The 19,739-nt window shown below is 47.5% G+C and carries 19 protein-coding genes; 9 read left to right on the top strand and 10 right to left on the bottom strand.

The genetic code is table 11. From position 1 onward, the window contains the following. Nucleotides 1-44 precede the first annotated feature (44 nt). Entirely contained in the window at nucleotides 45-1,199 is a 1,155-nt protein-coding gene (locus NDK19_RS03330) for an aminotransferase class I/II-fold pyridoxal phosphate-dependent enzyme (RefSeq protein WP_250630416.1), read from the top strand. Then, nucleotides 1,196-2,425 (top strand): FtsX-like permease family protein, encoded by a 1,230-nt coding sequence (locus NDK19_RS03325; protein ID WP_250630415.1) that lies wholly within the window; start codon nucleotides 1,196-1,198, stop codon nucleotides 2,423-2,425. The genes NDK19_RS03330 and NDK19_RS03325 overlap by 4 nt, the downstream gene beginning before the upstream one ends. Before the next feature lie 107 nt (nucleotides 2,426-2,532). On the opposite strand, the gene NDK19_RS03320 is transcribed toward NDK19_RS03325, so the two are convergent. Together NDK19_RS03320 and NDK19_RS03315 are read right to left on the bottom strand one after the other, a co-directional pair. Next, complete coding sequence (locus NDK19_RS03320) at nucleotides 2,533-3,000, bottom strand: CYTH domain-containing protein (protein WP_250630414.1); 468 nt, start codon at nucleotides 2,998-3,000, stop codon at nucleotides 2,533-2,535. A gap of 18 nt (nucleotides 3,001-3,018) precedes the next feature. Then, the gene (locus NDK19_RS03315) at nucleotides 3,019-3,900 is read right to left on the bottom strand and encodes an SDR family oxidoreductase (RefSeq protein WP_250630413.1); all 882 of its coding nucleotides are present in this window, start codon (nucleotides 3,898-3,900) and stop codon (nucleotides 3,019-3,021) included. A gap of 165 nt (nucleotides 3,901-4,065) precedes the next feature. Between NDK19_RS03315 and NDK19_RS03310 the strand changes: the two genes are divergently transcribed. Next, nucleotides 4,066-4,452, top strand: a complete 387-nt coding sequence (locus NDK19_RS03310) for a hypothetical protein (RefSeq protein WP_250630412.1) — start codon at nucleotides 4,066-4,068, stop codon at nucleotides 4,450-4,452. Nucleotides 4,453-4,525: 73 nt separating this feature from the next. Here NDK19_RS03310 and NDK19_RS03305 read toward each other — a convergent pair whose 3' ends face one another. Genes NDK19_RS03305 through NDK19_RS03290 form a run of 4 tightly spaced genes read right to left on the bottom strand, consistent with a single transcriptional unit; the run spans nucleotide 4,526 to nucleotide 9,756 of the window. After that, nucleotides 4,526-5,305 carry a M48 family metalloprotease gene (locus NDK19_RS03305; protein ID WP_250630411.1) on the bottom strand — a complete coding sequence of 260 codons (780 nt, stop codon included), beginning with the start codon at nucleotides 5,303-5,305 and terminating at the stop codon, nucleotides 4,526-4,528. A gap of 7 nt (nucleotides 5,306-5,312) precedes the next feature. Continuing rightward, on the bottom strand, nucleotides 5,313-6,608 hold the full coding sequence (locus tag NDK19_RS03300) for an adenosylmethionine--8-amino-7-oxononanoate transaminase (protein WP_250630410.1): 1,296 nt from the start codon (nucleotides 6,606-6,608) through the stop codon (nucleotides 5,313-5,315). Further along, nucleotides 6,609-7,394, bottom strand: coding sequence for a hypothetical protein (locus NDK19_RS03295; protein WP_250630409.1), 786 nt, complete (start codon nucleotides 7,392-7,394; stop codon nucleotides 6,609-6,611). It lies immediately after the preceding gene. Further along, nucleotides 7,387-9,756 carry a DUF2339 domain-containing protein gene (locus NDK19_RS03290; RefSeq protein ID WP_250630408.1) on the bottom strand — a complete coding sequence of 790 codons (2,370 nt, stop codon included), beginning with the start codon at nucleotides 9,754-9,756 and terminating at the stop codon, nucleotides 7,387-7,389. Before NDK19_RS03290 ends, NDK19_RS03295 begins: the two co-directional genes overlap by 8 nt. A gap of 99 nt (nucleotides 9,757-9,855) precedes the next feature. On the opposite strand from NDK19_RS03290, the gene NDK19_RS03285 reads away from it, so the two are divergent. The 4 genes from NDK19_RS03285 (at nucleotide 9,856) to NDK19_RS03270 (ending at nucleotide 14,125) form a co-directional block, all read left to right on the top strand. Then, the gene (locus NDK19_RS03285; protein WP_250630407.1) at nucleotides 9,856-10,521 is read left to right on the top strand and encodes a type 1 glutamine amidotransferase family protein; all 666 of its coding nucleotides are present in this window, start codon (nucleotides 9,856-9,858) and stop codon (nucleotides 10,519-10,521) included. Nucleotides 10,522-10,698: 177 nt separating this feature from the next. After that, entirely contained in the window at nucleotides 10,699-12,597 is a 1,899-nt protein-coding gene (locus tag NDK19_RS03280; protein WP_250630406.1) for an OmpA family protein, read from the top strand. A gap of 8 nt (nucleotides 12,598-12,605) precedes the next feature. Beyond that, the gene (locus NDK19_RS03275; RefSeq protein WP_250630405.1) at nucleotides 12,606-12,941 is read left to right on the top strand and encodes a phage holin family protein; all 336 of its coding nucleotides are present in this window, start codon (nucleotides 12,606-12,608) and stop codon (nucleotides 12,939-12,941) included. Nucleotides 12,942-13,024: 83 nt separating this feature from the next. Next, the gene (locus NDK19_RS03270; protein WP_250630404.1) at nucleotides 13,025-14,125 is read left to right on the top strand and encodes a M20 family metallo-hydrolase; all 1,101 of its coding nucleotides are present in this window, start codon (nucleotides 13,025-13,027) and stop codon (nucleotides 14,123-14,125) included. A gap of 78 nt (nucleotides 14,126-14,203) precedes the next feature. Here the strand turns inward: NDK19_RS03270 and NDK19_RS03265 are convergent, their stop codons facing one another. From NDK19_RS03265 to NDK19_RS03250, 4 genes are read right to left on the bottom strand one after another with little or no spacing between them, the layout of a single operon-like run. Beyond that, a complete protein-coding gene (locus NDK19_RS03265; RefSeq protein ID WP_250630604.1) occupies nucleotides 14,204-15,475 on the bottom strand; it encodes an adenylosuccinate synthase in 1,272 nt (423 codons plus the stop codon). A gap of 58 nt (nucleotides 15,476-15,533) precedes the next feature. After that, nucleotides 15,534-15,911 carry an STAS domain-containing protein gene (locus NDK19_RS03260; protein WP_250630403.1) on the bottom strand — a complete coding sequence of 126 codons (378 nt, stop codon included), beginning with the start codon at nucleotides 15,909-15,911 and terminating at the stop codon, nucleotides 15,534-15,536. Beyond that, nucleotides 15,904-16,401 carry a Fur family transcriptional regulator gene (locus tag NDK19_RS03255; RefSeq protein WP_250630402.1) on the bottom strand — a complete coding sequence of 166 codons (498 nt, stop codon included), beginning with the start codon at nucleotides 16,399-16,401 and terminating at the stop codon, nucleotides 15,904-15,906. The genes NDK19_RS03260 and NDK19_RS03255 overlap by 8 nt, the downstream gene beginning before the upstream one ends. A gap of 36 nt (nucleotides 16,402-16,437) precedes the next feature. Then, nucleotides 16,438-17,727: a bifunctional folylpolyglutamate synthase/dihydrofolate synthase gene (locus tag NDK19_RS03250; RefSeq protein WP_250630401.1), complete on the bottom strand. Its 1,290-nt coding sequence runs from the start codon at nucleotides 17,725-17,727 to the stop codon at nucleotides 16,438-16,440. A gap of 71 nt (nucleotides 17,728-17,798) precedes the next feature. Between NDK19_RS03250 and NDK19_RS03245 the strand changes: the two genes are divergently transcribed. Beyond that, the gene (locus NDK19_RS03245) at nucleotides 17,799-18,593 is read left to right on the top strand and encodes an inositol monophosphatase family protein (RefSeq protein WP_250630400.1); all 795 of its coding nucleotides are present in this window, start codon (nucleotides 17,799-17,801) and stop codon (nucleotides 18,591-18,593) included. A gap of 22 nt (nucleotides 18,594-18,615) precedes the next feature. Further along, nucleotides 18,616-19,689: a branched-chain amino acid aminotransferase gene (locus NDK19_RS03240; protein ID WP_394801671.1), complete on the top strand. Its 1,074-nt coding sequence runs from the start codon at nucleotides 18,616-18,618 to the stop codon at nucleotides 19,687-19,689. Nucleotides 19,690-19,739: the final 50 nt, after the last annotated feature.

Below are 19,739 nucleotides of genomic sequence, written 5' to 3'. Positions count from 1 at the left end.
CAAATATGCTACCGAATTTACAAAATATCGTGCAATTTTGGGTAATGTCTATTCAGAAACGTATTCAGGAGCAACTAAATAAGCGAGAGCAACAGGGCAATCTCCGAAGGTTAAAACCTGAGCGGGAAGGTGCCGATTTTTTTTCCAATGATTATTTGGGGCTGGCGCAATCGCCTGCACTTGCTCGGGTGGTTGCCGAACGCTATTCTGCATTGGAAAAGCCCCGCATGGGAGCTACCGGCTCGCGTTTGCTTTCAGGCAACAGTGCCTTGGCTATGCGGTTAGAACAAAAGCTCGCCCGAGTGTTTGAGGCAGAGGCAGCATTGTTGTTCAATTCGGGCTATGTGGCCAACATGGCGCTGATAGCTTCATTGGCACAAAAAGGCGATTTGATTCTGTACGATGAATTGGTACATGCCAGCCTGCGGGAAGGCTATCGGCTCAGTTTTGCCGACCGAAAGGCCTTTTTGCACAATAATTTGTCCGATTTGGAACAAAAACTGCAATCGGCACGGCAAACACATGCGGCAGGTTGTGTATTTGTTATCACGGAGTCGGTTTATTCTATGGATGGCGATAATGCCGTATTGGCCGATATGGTGGACTTATGCAATCGTTACGGCGCTTATTTGCTGATAGATGAGGCGCATAGCACAGGTATTTTCGGGCAAAACGGCAATGGGCTTGCGTGTGAATTGGGTTTGCAGCAACATTTTTTGGCAAGAGTTTATACCTTTGGAAAAGCGATTGGTGCACATGGGGCGTGCATTGTCGGCAAGCAGTGGCTGATAGACTATTTGGTGAACTTTGGCCGACCGTTTATTTACAGCACTGCCATGCCCGACCATACGCTGGTCAGCATTGATGCTGCTTTTGATTATATTGGCCAACATCCCGAACTCAATATGCAATTGCGGCAAGTTATTGCGCTCTACCACGAACTGGCGGCGGAGTTGCGGTTGCCCGAAGGTGTGCAACTCATTTGCAATCAAAGCCCGATTCAGGCGTTGGTAGTGCCGGGGAACGACCGATGCAAAGCCCTTGCCGACTCGTTGATGCAACAAAAATGCCTTGCCTTGCCTATTTTAGCGCCTACCGTGCCGGCGGGTGCCGAGCGTTTGCGCATTTGCCTGCACGCTTTCAATACCGCAGAAGAAATTAATCGTCTGGTCGCACAAATAGCCCGCTTTTTTGCATGAACACTGCGCTCCTGATTGCACGCCGCTATCTTTTCTCGAAGAAAAAGCGAAATTTTATCAATATTATTTCCATTGTATCGGTGTTTGGCGTTGCCATAGGTACTGCCGCTATGGTGATTGTGCTCTCTGTTTTTAACGGGCTTGAAGATTTTACTCGCAGCCTTTACTCGTCCTATCATGCCGACTTGGAAATTACGCCCGTCAAAGGCAAGTCGTTTGCTGCCGATAGTGTATTACTTGCCCGCCTTGCCCGCATAGAAGGCGTAAAGGCTGTTACTGAGGTAATTGCCGACGATGCGCTGCTGCGTTATAAGGACGCTCAAATAGTAGTTAAGGTAAAAGGGCTGGCCGCTAATTTTGACCAGCAATACCCCCTGCGCGAGAAGTTGGTGGGCGGCAATTTTGCACTTTGGCAGCAAAAAACACCGCGTGCGATGATAGGGGTAGGGGTGCAGTTGCAATTGGGAATAGACCTTGGCGACGATATGGAGCCGCTGGTTTTCTGGTATCCCCGCAAAGACAAGCAGGTTAATATGGCCGACCCTTCCAAAAACTTTGAACAGCGCATCATTTTGCCCGGCGGAGTACTTGCCATTGAGCAACAGTTTGACCAAAATCATGTGCTCGTCCCGATTGAATGGGCAGAGGACTTGATGCAGTACAAGGGCAGGCGAACTTCCATTGAGGTAAAAGTTTGGAAGAAAAGCGATATTGCCGCCGTTCAGCATGCTATCCGCAGCATGATAGATGCCGATAACTTACAGGTAAAAAACAGCGAAGAGCAGCAGGAAAGTATTATGCGTGCCATTCGGATAGAAAAACTGTTTGTTTTTGTGGCTTTGGCATTCGTGCTGGCGATTGCTTCGTTCAATATTTTCTTTACGCTGAGCATGTTGGCCATTGAAAAACAGCATGATATTGCCGTGCTAACAGCTATGGGGGCTTCGGCAGGCATAATTCGCCGCATTTTCCTGACGGAGGGTTTTTTTATTGCATGGATTGGCGCTTTCAGCGGAATGGTACTGGGCTTTGTTATTTGCTTTCTGCAAATGCAATTCGGCTTTGTATCGCTGGGTATTCAGTCGTCGGTTATTCAGGCTTATCCGGTGCAAATGAAATGGGCTGACTTTCTGAGTATCAGCGTGTTGGTATTTGCCATTACGGTACTGGCTTCCTATGCGCCCGCGCGCCGCGCAGCAGCCGTTAAGGTTTCGGAAATGCTGTAATTACAGCATATGTGCAATAGCGTATGTATGAACAAAAACCTCCGCCGAGATTTAAAGCCCCGACGGAGGTTTTGCTTTTGAATGTGGTCTCAAAAAAGCCTAAGCCACTACTTCCAGTTCTTGTAAGGATTGCGCACCAGATTGGCGTTATAGTAGCGCTCATCGCCTGTTACTTCGGCACCTGCCCAAGGCGGCAAAGGAACTTCCTGATTTTCATCGGTCAGTTCTACTTCTGCAATGATTAACCCGCTGTTATCTCCTTCAAACTCATCTATTTCCCACATAAGCCCTTTGTAAGGCACATAATAGCGTGTTTTCTCAATCAGAGGCCTTTGGCAGAGGGCATTTAGCATGTAGAGCGCGTCTTCTACGGGAATAGCATATTCAAATTCAGCTCTTGAAATATACTGTGCATTGCCTTTTACTGTAATAAAGGCATCTTCGCCCGCTATGCGTACACGCACCGTTTTCCCGTTGTCATTGCACAAGTACCCTTGCCGGAACACTTTGGCTTCGGCGTTCTTTTTCCAATCCTGATTTTTAACTAAAAATTTGCGTTCTATTTCTACAGGCATAGGGGAATGGGGTAAAAATTATTGGCTTTTTCCTGCACCACGTACCATGCGCTCAATTTGATCCCACATCTCGCCGGGGAGCTGCTCCAAGAAGTTGAATTCGCCCGCACCGTTGAGCCATTCGCCGCCGTCAATGGTTACAACTTCACCGTTTATGTAGGCGCTGTAATCGGACATCAGATAAGCGGCAAGGTTGGCCAGTTCCTGATGGTCGCCTACGCGTTTGAGCGGTACTTTTTTGGAAACATCCATCTTATCCTGTAAGGCAGGCGGGAACAACCTGTCCCATGCGCCTTTGGTAGGGAATGGGCCGGGGGCAATGGCATTACTGCGGATGTTATACTTTGCCCATTCTACGGCCAGAGAGCGCGTCATAGCCAATACGCCTGCTTTGGCACAAGCCGAAGGCACTACATAACCCGAGCCTGTCCATGCGTAGGTTGTAACAATATTGAGTATAGTGCCCGGTTGCTTTTGCTCAATCCAGTGCTTGCCAATGGCAAGGGTGCAGTTGTAACTTCCCTGTAAAACAATCCCTACAATTGTATCAAAGGCCTTGTGCGAAAGTCGCTCGGTAGGGCTAATGAAGTTGCCTGCGGCATTGTTAAGCAATCCGTTGATACTGCCGAATCGCTTCAAGGTGGCAGCAAGTGTTTTTTCCACGTCGGTATAGTTGCGCACGTCGCACTCTACGGCAAGCACCTGACCGCCTGTTTCGGCCTGTAATTCATCGGCAGCGGCCTGCAAAACATCCAATTTGCGGCTGGCAATGACTACGTTAGCGCCGAGTTCCAGAAAATATTTGCTCATAGAACGTCCCAATCCTGTTCCGCCTCCGGTAACAAGAATGGTTTTACCTTGCATAGCTCCTTCTTTGAGCATTGGTTCTGTGTATTTCATATCAATTTGGTGAATATAGGTTCTTTTACAAATCAAGGTAATACTTTCATAATTGCCAAGCCCGTGGGCAGTGCTCACAAAAAAATTGTGCATAGATGATAAAAGTCATCTTTTACCCATGGTGATTCAGCTACTTTTGAACTGTCAAACAAACTTTTTTAAATTATGGCAAATACCAAAGTGCATCTGAACGAACTTCACGCTGAACATACCGAATGGCTGCAACATTTAGGACATTATGAGCAAGAGATTATCCGCTTGCAGGCTATGCTGGATGACTTGGCAAAGCGCAATAACGGTGATGAGTTTCACAAATCAGCCAGTCATTTTCAAAACCAGTTGATTATCCACAAAGAGCAATTGGATATTTTAAAACACAATATCCGCGTGCATGAGGATTTTCTTGTAGGAGAGGCGCAGAAAGAAGCCGACACGATACATCGCCGCTTGTTTGGCGACCATGCCGATGAGCGTGATAAATTAGAGACTTTTGAAAAACTTTTCGGCGAAATGAAGGCAGAGTTTCTGGATTTTGCCGGTAAGTGGTCTTAGTATGTTGATTTTTTCATTGTGGTAATTTTTTATACCCTGCAACACAATAGCATGTTGCAGGGTAATGCCATATTTATTTGGGCAGGCTGTTTTTAAAGGCTTGATAATTTTTTTGACTTGTTTTGGCTGTACAATTTCTGGCGCGTGCTGCTGCGTTGATGTCGCGTACGCGAGAAGCCGAGGCAGGATGGGTGCTTAAAAATGCAGGGGGCTCGGCAGCACGCATTTGCAGCATTTTTTCAAAGAAGCCCGCTGCACCGTTGGCTTCATACTCGGTATTGCAGAGGTAAATAACAGACTGATTGTCAGCGTCCCGCTCATGGTTGCGGCTGAATTGCAAACCCACTAATCCCTGTGCAATCTGTGTCAGCCGATTTTGGTTTTTACCCAAAACAATATCGGTAAGTGCTGCAATACCGTACATTTTGGTCAAGTTATTGGTTGAGTGTCGGCGGTCGGCATGGGCAATTTCATGCGCCATTACGCCTGCCAGTTGGTCTTCCGTATCCAGAAATTTGATAATACCTGTGTACACGTAAATATAGCCGCCCGGCGCACAGAAGGCATTGAGGATGCTGTCATTGTGAATAATTTTTACTTGCCACGGAAACTCCTTGTGGTAGCGCACCTGCCCTGAGTTAAGAATGGCATCGGTAATGCGGCGCAAATGCCGATAGGCTTCTGCATATTTTTTCTCATCCAAAATCTTGTTTTTGGGGTCAGATTCTACCTGTTGGGCAACCTGCTGCCCCAGTTTGATTTCATCTTCAATGGAAAACAGATTAATCTGTGCTTTTACGTGGAAAACAGATGCTGCTATCAGGCAGTAAGCAACTAAAAAAATTTTTTTCATAGGCTAATTAAATGATTTCAAGAATGGCACGATAGGCGAGTGCAAGCTCTTCATCGGTTATACAATAGGGTGGCAATAGATATACCACATTTCCTAAGGGTCTCATTAACAGGTTTTTATCTAAAAAATGATAGTACAGATTGTTGCGGGCTTCGTGGAAGTAGGAAGTTTCGCCCGTGCGGTCTATTTCCAGCGCAAGTATGGTTCCCAATACGCGGACGTTGCGCACCGCATAGTTGCCCTGTGCTAACTGAGCCGCAAATTGCAGATGCTTTTGGTTGATGCGGGCGATGGCTGCACTGCATTGTTCGGAGAGCAGCAAGTCCAGACTTGCATTGGCAGCAGCACAGGCAATCGGGTTGGCCGTGTAGGAGTGCCCGTGGAAAAAGGTTTTCATCAGGTCAGGGCTGCGGTAGGCATCTTGTATGCGCTGAGTGCAAGCCGTTGCACCTAAGGGCAGAAAACCGCCCGTAATTCCTTTGGAAAGGCAAATGATATCGGGGTAATGGTTCAGGTACAGGCTTGCAAACAACTTGCCCGTTCTGCCGAAACCTGTCATTACCTCATCGGCAATGCAAATAACGCCGTGCTGTTGCGCATGGGCTATCATGCGGTCTAAAAGTTGGGCACTGTACATGCGCATACCGCTTGCACCCTGCACCAAGGGTTCAAATATGAAAGCGCCTACTTCTCCGGTGGCTATCTCATCGGCAAACTGTGCAAAAACAGCCGCTTCGTTGGCCTTGTCGGGGAAAGGAATAAATACCGCTTCAAACAAGTACGGCTGGAAGGGTGCATTGAAAGGGCTGCGGTCGCCGACGGACATAGCGCCGAAGGTATCGCCGTGATAAGCCCCGTCTATGGCAATAATTTTGGGTTTGTGTTGCCCTAAATTGTAGAAATATTGAAAGGCCATTTTCATAGCCACTTCGGTAGCGGTGCTGCCATTGTCAGAGTAGAAAACTTTACTCATATTAGGCGGCAGTATGGTCAGCAGTCGTTCTGCCAACCTTGCCGCAGGCGCGTGTGTAAAGCCTGCAAAAATGACATGTGCCAGCTCGGCAGCTTGTTTACCTATGGCTTCCGCAATGTAGGGGTGGCTGTGCCCGTGCAGATTGACCCACCATGAAGATATGGCATCCAATATCTGCCTGCCGTCGGCAGTGTGCAGCCATGCACCCTCTGAACGCACTACTTCTAAGGGCGGACGAAGGCCGTACAACGGCGTAAAAGGATGCCAGATAGCATTTGCATCAGCTTCAATAACAGAGGTTAGCAATTCAGGTGCTGTAACCGGACTCATTCAGTTTTTGATTTTAGTTTCCAATTGTCGCAGCATTTGCCTGCATTTGGCAAGCGATTCTTTGTAGTAACGTGAGCTTTGCGACTGATTTTCAATCATTTGCTGAATCAGATTGGTAAAGCGATAACTGAAAACAGCTTCCTGATTCAGCGGCTGAAACTCTATGATATCAAAATGCTCACTTACAAAGGGCTGCAATCGGTCGCGAATATCGGTTAAAATAATGTTTTGTCGGGTGGCGAGTTTTTCGTATTCGTTTTCGTAAAGCCCTATGAGTTGGTTTTTAATTTGGAAGTCCCGTATCAGGTTCACGTGCCCGCCCTGTTTGATAGATTCGTAGGTAGTTTTGGAAGGATAGAACAGCACTACTTCTTCCGAGGCTTTTTTTATCAGTTTGCTGATGCTGTCAATCTGTTCTCGGTCATTCATTTTGACCATTATCAGCAGGCGGGTCAATTCGTCTATTTTCAGATTGTTAATGCTGTCTGCCTGCATCAGATGTTCTATGTCAAGCGAAAGTTCATCGTACAGGTTAGCCATATAGTCCGCTTCCAATTTCAGTTCACGCTGATGATCGGCGTAGTTATTAACGGCAAAACCTGCGGCAATACCAATCATCACGACCAGCAATTCAATGGAATAAACCAAAAAATAGGTTCTCGCACGCTTTCCGGGGCGCAGTTGTTTTCCCCAATTCAACCTTCGGATTTTACGTGAGGCTGCGGGTGCTATCTCATGCAGCTTGCTGTCTTCATCACTTATTTCAGGCGTAACTTGCTCACTCATTATCAAAAATGATTCGTTTCAGTTTTTCATACAAAAAGGCAATGACTAACAGCAAAACCCCGATGGCAGTCAAGGAAATTATACGGGAAAGGTTGTCTAAATGGACAAAATCCACGATGAAAAATTTACCCAACGCAAGTGCAAAGCAAGCCAGCGCGGTCAGCCGAACCGTAACATTTTTGCGCCACAAGCCCGCCAGAAACATAAAAAACGAACTAATGCCCCACAACAACGCATAGCCCTGCCGCTGGGAGGTTACGGCAAGTTCTGCAATGGTCGCGGGTGTTTCAAAACGGCTGATAACATACCAGTGGTCATATTCGGACGTGATGACAAATAGTATCCATGCACATATGCCTACCATAAGTGATTGAAAAGCAATGTTTTGCTTGTTTTTAAGTTGCCAATGTTGCCGCAAAAGTTCTGCCATGAGCAGGGCATGTAACACAAGCAGGACATAATGAGCCGTAAAATACCACCATGAGAGTTGTCCGCCCAGTGCCTCGTTGCGCAGGCTACGAACCGAAAAGTGCAAAAATAACGGGTACAATGCCACGACTGCTATGCCTATCAAGGCCGTTAGGTTAATCCAGTACTGCCTGTTGCTTTTTTTGGCAAGAAAAATAATCAGAAACGCAAATAAAGTGCTGAATAACAGTTGTATTTCGTCCACCCACTCAACAGGCAGTTGAAGGTTTTGACGGTGAAAATCAATTTCAAGATAGCCGCCAAAAAAGCCCAACAGCAGGCCTACAACCGCATAAACTTCCAAAGAACGCTGCCCCGTTTCGTCCGACTGTATGCCCCAAAGCGCAAAGGCAGATTTTCGGGTGCGGCGGATGATGAGAGCCTGTGCCGCAATGGATGCAAGCAAGGCAACAGTTGCTCCGAATCCCTTGTTTAACAGGACTTTGTAATGCCATACATAGGTTTTCAGCAGATTGCCCGCGTCGTCGTATGTAAACTCGGTCAGTGAGCGCCAGTAGAAATTGTCCCAATCGTTGAACAGGCTGCCAATGGCCAACAGATTGACCAATGCAAGCGGCAACTGCAAGCGCTCAAAACCTTCTCTGCCCGATAAATACAGCAAAAGTACGGCTTCTGCTGCCCATGCGTAGGTAATAGAATAGCTGCTGAATTGTGCCGGAATAGCCAATGTAACCAGCAGAATTGCCATTCCGCCGTACAAATGTGTGGCAATGATTGTCGGGGTAATATGATGCAGCAACTGCCTGAAAAGCACTGCCCAACCGATTTGTATCAGTGCGGCAACCAGCAGAAAACTCCCGTTGTAAGCTCCTGAAAACCGACTTTCTGTCAGTAAAAACAAAATGCTTGTAAAACAAGCCGTACTTGTCAGGCTGAATGTGGCATCGGGTAGCGTAAGGTCTGTTTTGGCACGAAGCAGCTGATAATTTGCCATTATCCAAAACACGATGTAAAAAGCAAAAGCAAACAGCCCAACCGACAAGTGCGAATATTTGACGGGGATTTCATCGGTGGTGGCATACCAGATAATCCAAAGAGCCGCGGTCATGGTAAATGCCACATAGGTAATGCTCCGCCAACTTTTGAGGTAGTATAAAATGGCTACTCCTATATTGAGAATCAGCAAATAGGCAAACAGATTCAGCATATTGCCTTGCCCTGTACTTGCCAAAAAAGGCGATGCAAAACCTCCAACCACTGCCACAACAGCCAGCGCCTCCATGCGATAGAGTACTGCCAAAGCGACCGCCAGCAGAGTAAAGCCGACCATCATTGCCAGTGCAGCCGTTTGGGAAAACAAGTTGTAATACTGAAAGCCCCAATATGCCGAAAAGTGCAACAATGCGATGCCTCCGCCTGCAATTACTGCCCCAAATGTGCGGTAGTTACGATACAGATAATGCCCGCCGCCTATCAGTGCCACTCCGATTCCCATACCGATTGCCACCCGCATCGATTCGCTAATCCATTCATTATCAATGGCATATTTCACAAAATAGGCCACTCCCAGAAAAAACACGGCAATACCGATGTATTTGATAAGATTAGCCCCCAGCAATTTTTCAAAATTGACAGGAGCAACGGGTGTAGCAGAGGCCGCCGTATAGGTTTGCATTTTTTTTACATCAGACAGCACCTGTTTTCCGTCGCGGTAAAAAACAGGTTTGGCAATCGGCGGAGGTATTTGCGGTTCACTGCCTGTATTTGCAACTTCGCTGCCTGCCGATAACGTATCTTTTACGGCCGTGTCTGCTGCTCCGACAGGTGCATTTTGCAGTTGCTGCTGAATAGCGGCAAGTTCTGTTTGAATGGCTGCTACCTGCGTGAGTAACAGGTTTACCCGTTCTGTGAGGGATTTTAGGTCATCGGCCATGTATAATCGGTTTTGTATGATTAAATTTAGAAAACAAAACATTAAAATTGCAATTGAGACATTACGGGGCTTGTGGGCTCCGTTTAACCCTGCAAATCCATGAAAATAGGCGTTTTGCTTTCAGGTTGTGGCATATACGATGGCTCGGGTATTCACGAGGCAGTTCTCTCTCTGTTGATGCTTGACCGTCTGTCCGTAGATTACGAATGTTTTGCGCCTGATAATCAGTCCGATGTGTGCAACCCCATCACCAAAGACAAATTGCCCTATAAGCGCAACATGCTCATTGAATCTGCACGCATTGCCAGAGGAAAAATTAAACCTTTGACAGAGTTTCGGGTCAAATCATTTGACGGTCTTGTCATTCCCGGCAGCTACCACGACCTGACCGAGCCTGCGCCTGCCGAAATTGCCGACGTAATTTGCCGGATGGCAGAGGCCGGCAAACCCATTGCCGCTACCTCAACCTCTGCCATATGGGTGGCCGACGCATTGGCAACCATTGACATACAAGCAAAAATAACTTTGGGACAGCCGCAATATTATACTGGTAATCAATTACTTAATCAGTGGATTCAACAAGCAAGACTTCGTGGGATAAATGTGGTGGATGCCGATGCCGAAGACGTTATAGAAGATGATTTAAACAATATCATTACCACGGCAGGTTATTTGAGCAGTCACAGCATGGCACAAGTTTTTGAAGGAATAGAAAAAACAATCACTAAACTTATAGAAATGGTTACGCTGGTAATGAGCACCTGATTACCTTGCAACAACTGACAAACCAATAATGCACGCGCAATGACTATGATAAAACAAACCCTGTTGGCAATTTGCCTGATTGCTTTTTTAGCATCCTGCACTTCAACCATCAAAAAAGCGGAAACAAAATTTGCAAGGGCTGAATACGAAACAGCTGCACAACTATACAAGAAAGTTTTGGAAAGCAAGCCCTCCAATGCTGCTGAAATAAACTTCCTGATTGGTGAATGTTATCGGCTTTCCAACCGTTACAGATTGGCACTGCCCTATTATCAGGCGGCCATCGGCAGCGGCTTTACCAATGAAACCATAGATTTTCATTTGGGAATGGCGCTGAAAGCCAACGAGATGTATGCCGATGCTGCCACCGTACTGGATAAATACAGCAAAAACGGCCGCGATGCAGAGTTGATTCGCAAAGCGCGAATTGAAGCCAAAAATTTGACAGAGGTAAATGCTATTTTGGCAATGGAAACCCATACAACCATCGCCAATTGCGCAAGTATCAACACGCCTGCTTCCGAATACGCACCTGCATTTTATAACGGCAATCTGGTATTTGCCAGCTCGCGTCGCGGTGAAAAAGTATTTGAAACTACCGGTGGCGGTTTCAGCGATTTCTACGAATTTGTATTTTCCGATACGATGACCTGCGGCGGCGAAGTGCGCCCTTTCCTCAGTCCTGAATTTAATCTGGATGGCCACAACGAAGGCGGCATCACATTTGCCCCCAAAAATCGCTTCATGATTTTTGCCAGAGGAAACAGCGGGCAGAAGAAAGAGCCTTTCCGCGAAGTAAACCTGTTCATCAGTCGCTTTCAGGACGGTAATTGGACAGCCCCCGAGTTCCTCGACCGCGTCAGCGATTCACTGACATGGGATTCGTCCCCCGCACTCAGCCCCGACGGAAAAACACTGTACTTTGCCTCTAATCGCAAAGACGGCAGCCAAGGAGGCATTGATATTTACAGTAGCCGCCTGAACGACAACGGCACATGGTCGCGCCCACGCAACCTCGGCAGAACCATCAACACGCCCGGCGATGAACTTTTCCCGCAAATTGCACCCGATGGCCGCCTGTTTTTTGCCTCCAACGGACATGCAGGCTTAGGCGGGCTCGACATTTTCGTTCAAGATACCGTCATTGTAGGTTATGACAGTTTAAAAAGACCAATCAAAGAGCTGAAAATCAAGAATGTAGGCACGCCGATGAACAGCAGCTACGACGATTTCGGCATTGCTTTCCGTTCTAAAAGCAGCGGCTATTTTACCAGCAATCGCATCGGAGACGGTGCCAAAGGCGATGACGACATCTACATGTTCCGCAATGACTCGGCAGATATCAAAACTGTTGCCTATTATCTGCGCGGTACGGCCTATGGTAAAGCGGACATCAACGCACAGCCTGAAATTTTGCCCGAAACCTTCATTACCTTGAAAGACAACAACGGCAACGTGATAGACACAATCCGCACCGATGCACAAGGTAAATACCTGTTTGAAAAGCCGATTGAGATTGACCGTATTTATCAGGTAACAGGGCAAAAACCTCAATATCTGTCTGATAATGAGCAATTGAATACACAAGGCAAAGGTGTAGACCCAAAAACGCTGCCGCTTCGCCACAACAAGGTTTACTTTGATTTGGACTTAACGCTTCGCAAAGATATTCTCATCACATTGCGTACCCCGCGCGACCCCAAACGGCCGCTGAAGCCTTCCGATGTGCCCGAAATCGAGATTTTATATGAATACGACAGTTCGCGCATTACAGCAGAGGCCGCAGTCATTCTGGATAATTTTGTAGATTTCCTCAAAGACTACTTCGAGCAATATCCTACCACTGTTTTGGAATTGGGTTCTCATACCGACTCACGCGGTAAAGACGCGTACAACCTGCGCCTTTCTCAACGCCGTGCAGCCTCTGCCGTAAATTACATTGTGGCCAAAGGCATTCCGCGTGAGAATATTATTGCCAAAGGTTACGGCGAAACCGAACCCAAAATTCCCAATGCGAAAACCGAGGCGCAACACCAAGCCAACCGACGAACGACCATTAAAATAGCCAAACAATAGCGCAGCCCATGAAAACCATCATCAAAATAGTTTTGAACGGCGTTTTTATCTTCTTTCTTTCGCAGTGGTTGCCGGGTATTTCCGTAACCTCGTTGGAAGCAAGTTTTATTGTGGCAATTGTTTTGGGCTTACTGAACGCGGTGCTTGCCCCGATTTTGCAACTGCTCGCACTGCCCGTTACCATCCTGACACTTGGTCTGTTTGCATTGGTTGTTAATGGAGCCATTGTATTAATTGCCGATGCATTGATGGACAGTTTTGCGGTTGCAGGTTGGCTGATGGCTATTGTTTTCAGTATCATTATGGCCGTGTTTAACTCTGTTCTGTCGGGTATATTGAAGTAGAACAGCCGCACCACAGGGTTGCGAATCATGCGTTAGCAAAGCGGGAGGTGGGATAATTTATCGGTATAAGCATAAATTTGCATATGATAAAAGAACTTCCGATAACCATTCCCGCACTTACGGCGCAGGCAACGGAGTTACTCCAAAAACTTATCGCCACGCCTTCTTTCAGCAAAGAAGAAGATTTGACAGCACAGTTAATTGTTGATTTTCTTGGTGCCTATCAAATTCCCGTACAGCGTTTGGCGAATAACGTATGGTGTAAATCTGCCAACTGGCGCGATGATTTACCCGTTATTCTGCTCAACTCACACCACGACACGGTAAAACCCAATCCCGGTTATACTTTAGACCCATTCGAGCCTATCATAAAAGACGGCAAGTTATACGGGCTTGGCAGCAATGACGCAGGAGGTTGCCTTGTGTCATTGATTGCCACATTTATCTACTACAACAATCTGTTTCAGCAACAACCTGAAAAACAGACGTTTAACCTAATTTTGGCTGCTACTGCCGAAGAAGAAATCAGCGGTAGCGGGGGAGTAGAACTCCTGCTACCACACTTGGGAAAGATTGATTTGGGGATTGTAGGCGAACCTACGCTCACCCAGTTGGCCATTGCCGAAAAAGGCCTTATGGTCATAGACTGTACGGCAAGAGGCAAAGCGGGGCATGCCGCACGCGAGGAAGGCGAAAACGCTTTCTACAAAGCATTAAAGGATATTGAGTGGTTCCGAACCTATCAGTTCCCCAAAGTGTCGCCCTTGTTAGGCCCCGTAAAAATGTCCGTAACAATCATCAATGCGGGCAGCCAACACAACGTAGTACCCGAAAAGTGTACATTTACTGTGGATATTCGCACCACAGATGTTTACAGGAATGCAGAGGTCTTGGAAATTATCCGCCAAAATGTTGAGTGTGAGGTAAAAGAGCGTTCTTTTCGCTTAAACGCATCAGGCATTTCACCCGAACATCCGATTGTAAAACGCGGCGTATCGCTGGGCAGAACTACCTATGCTTCGCCTACCACCTCCGACCAAGCATTGATGCCTTTTACAACGATTAAAATAGGCCCCGGTGATTCGGCACGTTCGCACAGCGCCGACGAGTACATATGGCTGCATGAAATCCGCGAAGGCATTGAGTTCTACATTCAGTTGCTCGATGGGCTGGATATACGCTGATTATCAAGGCTTTTACAAAGTAAAACCCGACAAGTGCTACCTGTCGGGTTTTACTTTGCATTGCAGTCGGCCTGTAACCTAAGCCCGCATCAATGTATCCTTGCGGTTAGAACCGTAGGAGAGGAGTGTAACGGGAACGCCTACCTGTTGCTCGATGAATCGGATGTAATCGGCCAGTGCAGCAGGCAACTCCTCAAACGATTGCAAATCGGTTAGTTCGCATTGCCAGCCTGTAAAACGCTGATATACAGGCGTTACCTTTGTGCTGTTGAGGCAGTAGGGCAGTTGGTCGGTAATAGTGCCATCAGGCAGTTCATAGTGCGTACACACCATGATTTCCTCAAACTCGTTCAGCACATCAGCCTTCATCATCAACAGGTTGGTTACGTGGTTAATCATGACTGCATATTTAAGAGCAGGCAAGTCTAACCAACCGCAACGACGCGGGCGGCCTGTGGTTGCCCCAAATTCGTGGCCTATGCGGCGCAGTCGTTCACCTGTTTCGTCAAAAAGCTCGGTTGGGAACGGGCCGCTGCCCACACGCGTGCAGTAAGCCTTGAAAATGCCCAACACTTTGCCAATATGATGCGGTGCAACTCCCAAACCTGTGCAAGCACCTGCAACGGTTGTATTAGAACTGGTAACAAAAGGGTAGGAGCCAAAATCAATATCCAACAGCGAACCCTGTGCACCTTCTGCCAAAATGCGGCTGCCTTTGCGGATTTCATTGTTAATAAAATATTCGCTGTCTACCAGTGGGTAGCTTTTGATGAACTCCACAGCCTCAAAAAATTGCTCTTCCTGCTCTTGCAAATCCACTTCGTAAGCATAGAATCGCAATTGTTCTAAATGCCTTGCTTTCAGGGCGTTGTATCGCTCCTTGAAATCGGGCAGTAAAATATCGCCCACGCGAAGGCCGACGCGTGCAACTTTATCGGCATACGTAGGGCCGATGCCGCGTAGCGTTGAGCCGATTTTGTTTTCCCCTTTTTGTTTTTCCGATGCAGCATCTAATGCGCGATGTGTCGGAATAATCAACTGGGCTTTTTTGGAAATGAACAAATTTCTTGTCAAATCCACGCCGAGTTTGGTCAGGCTGAGGATTTCGTTTTTAAGCGTGTGCAGGTCTAATACCACACCATTACCTATCAGATTTTTGATTTCAGGACGAAAAGCACCGGAAGGAATTTGATGTAAAACGTGCTTGATTCCGTCAAAGTGCAAGGTGTGTCCTGCATTGGGGCCGCCTTGAAAGCGTGCAACTACTTGATAGTCAGGTGCAATGAAATCGACGATTTTGCCTTTGCCCTCATCGCCCCATTGCAAACCGAGTAAAATATCCATACAAATTTGATTTCAGGCTGCTAATGTAGAGAAGTTCGGGCGCAAATAAAAGCCGGAACTTACTTTATGAGGCCTTTTGCTTAACGCTTCCTTGCAAACCTGCCAGATAGGCAACAGCAGCTTCTTTGGTATCAAAAATATGAAAAATTTGATTTAACTTGGTAATCAGCAACAATTTTTTTACTGATTCGGAGGGTTGAATCAACACCAAGTCGCCGTTGCGGTTACGAAAACGAGTAAGCAGGCGAATCAGTATGGTAAGCCCGGAACTGTTCATGTAAGGAACTTGGGATATATCAACTGCCACAAAAACCACATGCTGAGGAAGTTGCTGCTCTACGTATCGGATGATATCGGCTTCATTTTCCTGACCCAGTAAATCTCCTTTAATTTCAATTGTAAGGATTTGGTTATCAGTAACCTGTGCAAAAAAATTATCCATTGGTATTGCCTGTTGCCTTGTCTTTCTTGTTGGAGCAGTCGGTTCGTTTGCAGGCTCCGTAAAGCACCAACGAGTGATGCTGAATATTGAACTGCAACAATTCGCCGACCATGCTCTGGATGTTGTGAATGCGAGGGTCGCAAAATTCCAGCACCTGATGGCAGTCCACGCAAATCAGGTGGTCGTGCTGCCGGTAGCCGTAGGATTTTTCATACTGCGCCAAATTGCCCCCAAACTGATGTTTGGTAACTAAATCACATTCCACCAGCAAATCCAACGTATTGTAAACCGTTGCGCGGCTTACCCGATAGTTTTTGTTTTTCATGCTGATGTAAAGAGATTCTACATCAAAATGGTCGTGGCGCGAGTAGATTTCTTCCAGAATAGCAAAGCGTTCGGGCGTTTTGCGCAACTCTTTACGTTCCAGATAGGCTGTAAAAATCTTCTTTACTTCTTCAAATTTATTTTGCACCGGTGAGGAAGTTTGCATAGCGGAATTGTATATGTAGGCAAAAATACAAAATCCTTACAAATCTTCTATTTCTGCCACAACGAAGGTACTGCCGCCGATGAACACCATATCGTCGGGTTGCGCTGCCGCCAAAGCCGCCTGATATGCCTGATTAACAGAGGAATAAACGTTTCCGCGTAAACCCTGCGCCGCTGCTTGCTCTTGCAGGATTTCAGCAGCCAATCCGCGGGGCAGGTCGGGTTTGCAGAAATAATACGTAGCCGACCGCGGCAACAAAGGCAGCACTTTGTCCAAAGATTTATCCGCCACTACGCCCAGCACAAAATGCAGGTGTTTGTGGGGGGTATGTGCAATTTGACGCACTACATAGCGCAAGCCGCCTTCGTTGTGAGCGGTATCGCAAACCGTAAGCGGCTGATTGCGGATGATTTGCCAGCGTCCTTTTAAACCCGTCAGCGTGCTCACTTCGGCAATGCCCTTGCGAATGGCGCGGTTATCAATTTTCCAGCCTTGCGCCTGCAAGCACTCTACGGCCTGCATCACGCCTGCCAAATTTTTTGCCTGATATTCACCCAACAATTGGCACTTGACGCAGGGCATCATCAAATCGCCTTCTTTGATGATGTCAAAAGTGCCGACTGCCGTATGTTCGGCACGGTAGCGGTCGGAGGCAAAGTAAATCGGTGCGTGTTCCTGTGCCGCTTTTTGGCAGAATACTGCGCTTACTTCTTCCTGTTTTTCGCTGATAATTACGGGTGTATGATGTTTGATGATACCCGCTTTTTCAAAGGCAATTTGCGGCAGCGTATCGCCCAGCAGTGCTTGATGGTCGTAGCTGATGTTGGTAATGAGCGACAGGATGGGAGAGATGATGTTCGTAGAGTCCAGCCGACCGCCCAAGCCTACTTCCACAACGGCTATATCTACCCGGTTTTGAGCAAAATAATCAAACGCCATTGCAACAGTTACTTCAAAAAACGAGGGCTTGACTTGTTCAATCAAGGGCTTGAGCTTTTCTACCCAATCAATAATCCACTGTTTATCAGCTTCTTGACCGTTGATGCGGATGCGTTCGGTAAAACTTTTGAGGTGCGGCGAAGTGTACAAGCCCACGCGATAGCCCGCAGCCTGCAAAATAGCCGTCAACAGGTGCGAACTGCTGCCCTTCCCGTTCGTGCCTGCCACGTGGATGCTTGGAAAACGTTCGTGCGGATTACCCAAATGTTGGCACAAAGCAAGGGTATTGCTCAAATCGGGCTTAAATGCCGCCGCGCCAATGCGTTGAAACATAGGCAGATAGCCGTACAAATAGGTCAGCGTTTCTTCAAAACGGGCTGAATTCATAAGCGATAAGTGCCGCTACCGGGCATTTTTTGGGCAAAAAAAGCTAATTTTGGGGGAAAATAAATGTCTAAGTGGAGCTAACAAACCTCTGTCAGTCTGTTGTAAAAATTGCCCGCAAGGCAGGTGATTTTATCCGCCGCGAGTCGGAACGCTTCGACCGCACACAGGTAGAAGAAAAAGGACGCAATAACCTTGTTTCTTATGTGGACAAACAGGCGGAGCAGATGATTGTAGAGGGTTTGTCGCAGCTTTTGCCCGAGGCAGGCTTCATCGCCGAAGAGGGTACGGGCAACCGCCTGCACGGCGGCTTGAATTGGGTAATTGACCCGTTGGACGGCACTACGAATTTTATCCACGGAGTACCGCCGTATGCGGTCAGCATCGGGCTGATTCAGGGTGAAGAAGTGGTGCTGGGTGTTGTGGAAGAGGCTTTCAGCGGCGAATGTTTCCACGCCGTTAAAGGCAGAGGCGCATGGAGCGGCAACAAGCGGCTTCGCGTTTCGGTTGAAAAAGACCTTGCTAAGGGGCTGATTGCCACAGGCTTTGCCTACGATACTACGGAAATAGACCATACGTTGGCTATTTTGAAACAATTGCTCATACAAACGCACGGCTTTCGGCGCATCGGTTCGGCTGCCATAGATTTGGCTTATGTAGCCGCCGGACGGTTTGAGGCTTTTTATGAAAAAAATCTCAATCCTTGGGACGTAGCCGCAGGAATCCTAATTGTCAAGGAAGCAGGCGGCATTGTTTCAGATTTTCACAATGGCGAAAACTTTCTTTTCGGCAAAGAAATAGTTGCTTCCTGTACGCCGCAGTTGCACCGTAAGTTGCTGGAAACCATTCAGTTGTTACGAACTAATTAATTGTCAATTTCAAACTCAATAAATGATGGAAAACACACTTGCCCTTGATTTAGCGATTGAAAGAACCACACAGTCGCGGCTGCCGCAAGTAGATTTGAACAATCCTGTATTTGGGCGCACTTTTACCGACCACATGCTTTCTGCCGATTATATCGGCGGCAAATGGACAAACGTCCGTATTATGCCTTATCAGGATTTGAGCATTAGCCCTGCGCTGTCTGCCATTCACTACGGGCAGTCTATTTTTGAAGGTTTGAAAGCCTACAAAAATGCGGCGGGCGAAGTGCTGTGTTTCCGTCCCGACGAGAACTTTAAGCGCATGAACAAGTCAGCCGTGCGCATGTGTATGCCCGAAATTCCCGAAGAAATTTTCATGGGCGGCCTGCGCGAACTGCTGAACTTAGACCGCGATTGGGTTCCTTCCCGCGAGGGTTGCTCACTCTACATCCGTCCCGTGATGTTTGCCACCGATGCCTTTATTGGTTTGCGCCCTTCCGAAACTTTCAAATTCCTGATTTTCTGCTCACCTGCGGGCGTTTATTACTCTGCCCCCGTAAAAGTGAAAGTGGAAACCCGCTACACACGCGCTGCCGAAGGCGGTACGGGTGCTGCCAAAGCTGCGGGTAACTACGCCGCCGCCATGTACCCGACCAAGTTGGCGTATCAGGAAGGTTTTGACCAAGTGCTTTGGACAGACGCAAAAGAGCACAAATACATTGAAGAGGCAGGCTCCATGAACATTATGTTCGTCATCAACGGAACGATAGTTACTGCCCCTGAAACCGATACCGTACTGCCGGGCATCACGCGCAAAACCGTTTTGCAATTAGCCCGCGAGTGGGGCGTGCCTGTGGAAGAGCGCAAAGCCGCTGTTACCGAAGTAATTGAAGGTATCCAAAACGGCAGCGTACAGGAAGCCTTTGGCGTAGGCACAGCCGCTACGATTGCCCACATCAAAACCATCGGCTACGAGGGCAAACTCTACGAACTGCCTGATGTTAATAATCGCCCGTTCAGCAACCGCGTATACAACGAACTGGAAGACATCAAACGCGGTCGCAAACCCGATACGCACGGCTGGGTGATGACGATTTGATTGGGTTGGAGATATTGATTGACAGGGATACGATATGTGTTGTATCCCTG

It is taken from the genome of Rhodoflexus caldus (genome assembly GCF_021206925.1).
GTDB lineage: Bacteria > Bacteroidota > Bacteroidia > Cytophagales > Thermoflexibacteraceae > Rhodoflexus > Rhodoflexus caldus.
This window is presented reverse-complemented; position numbering and strand designations above follow the sequence as displayed.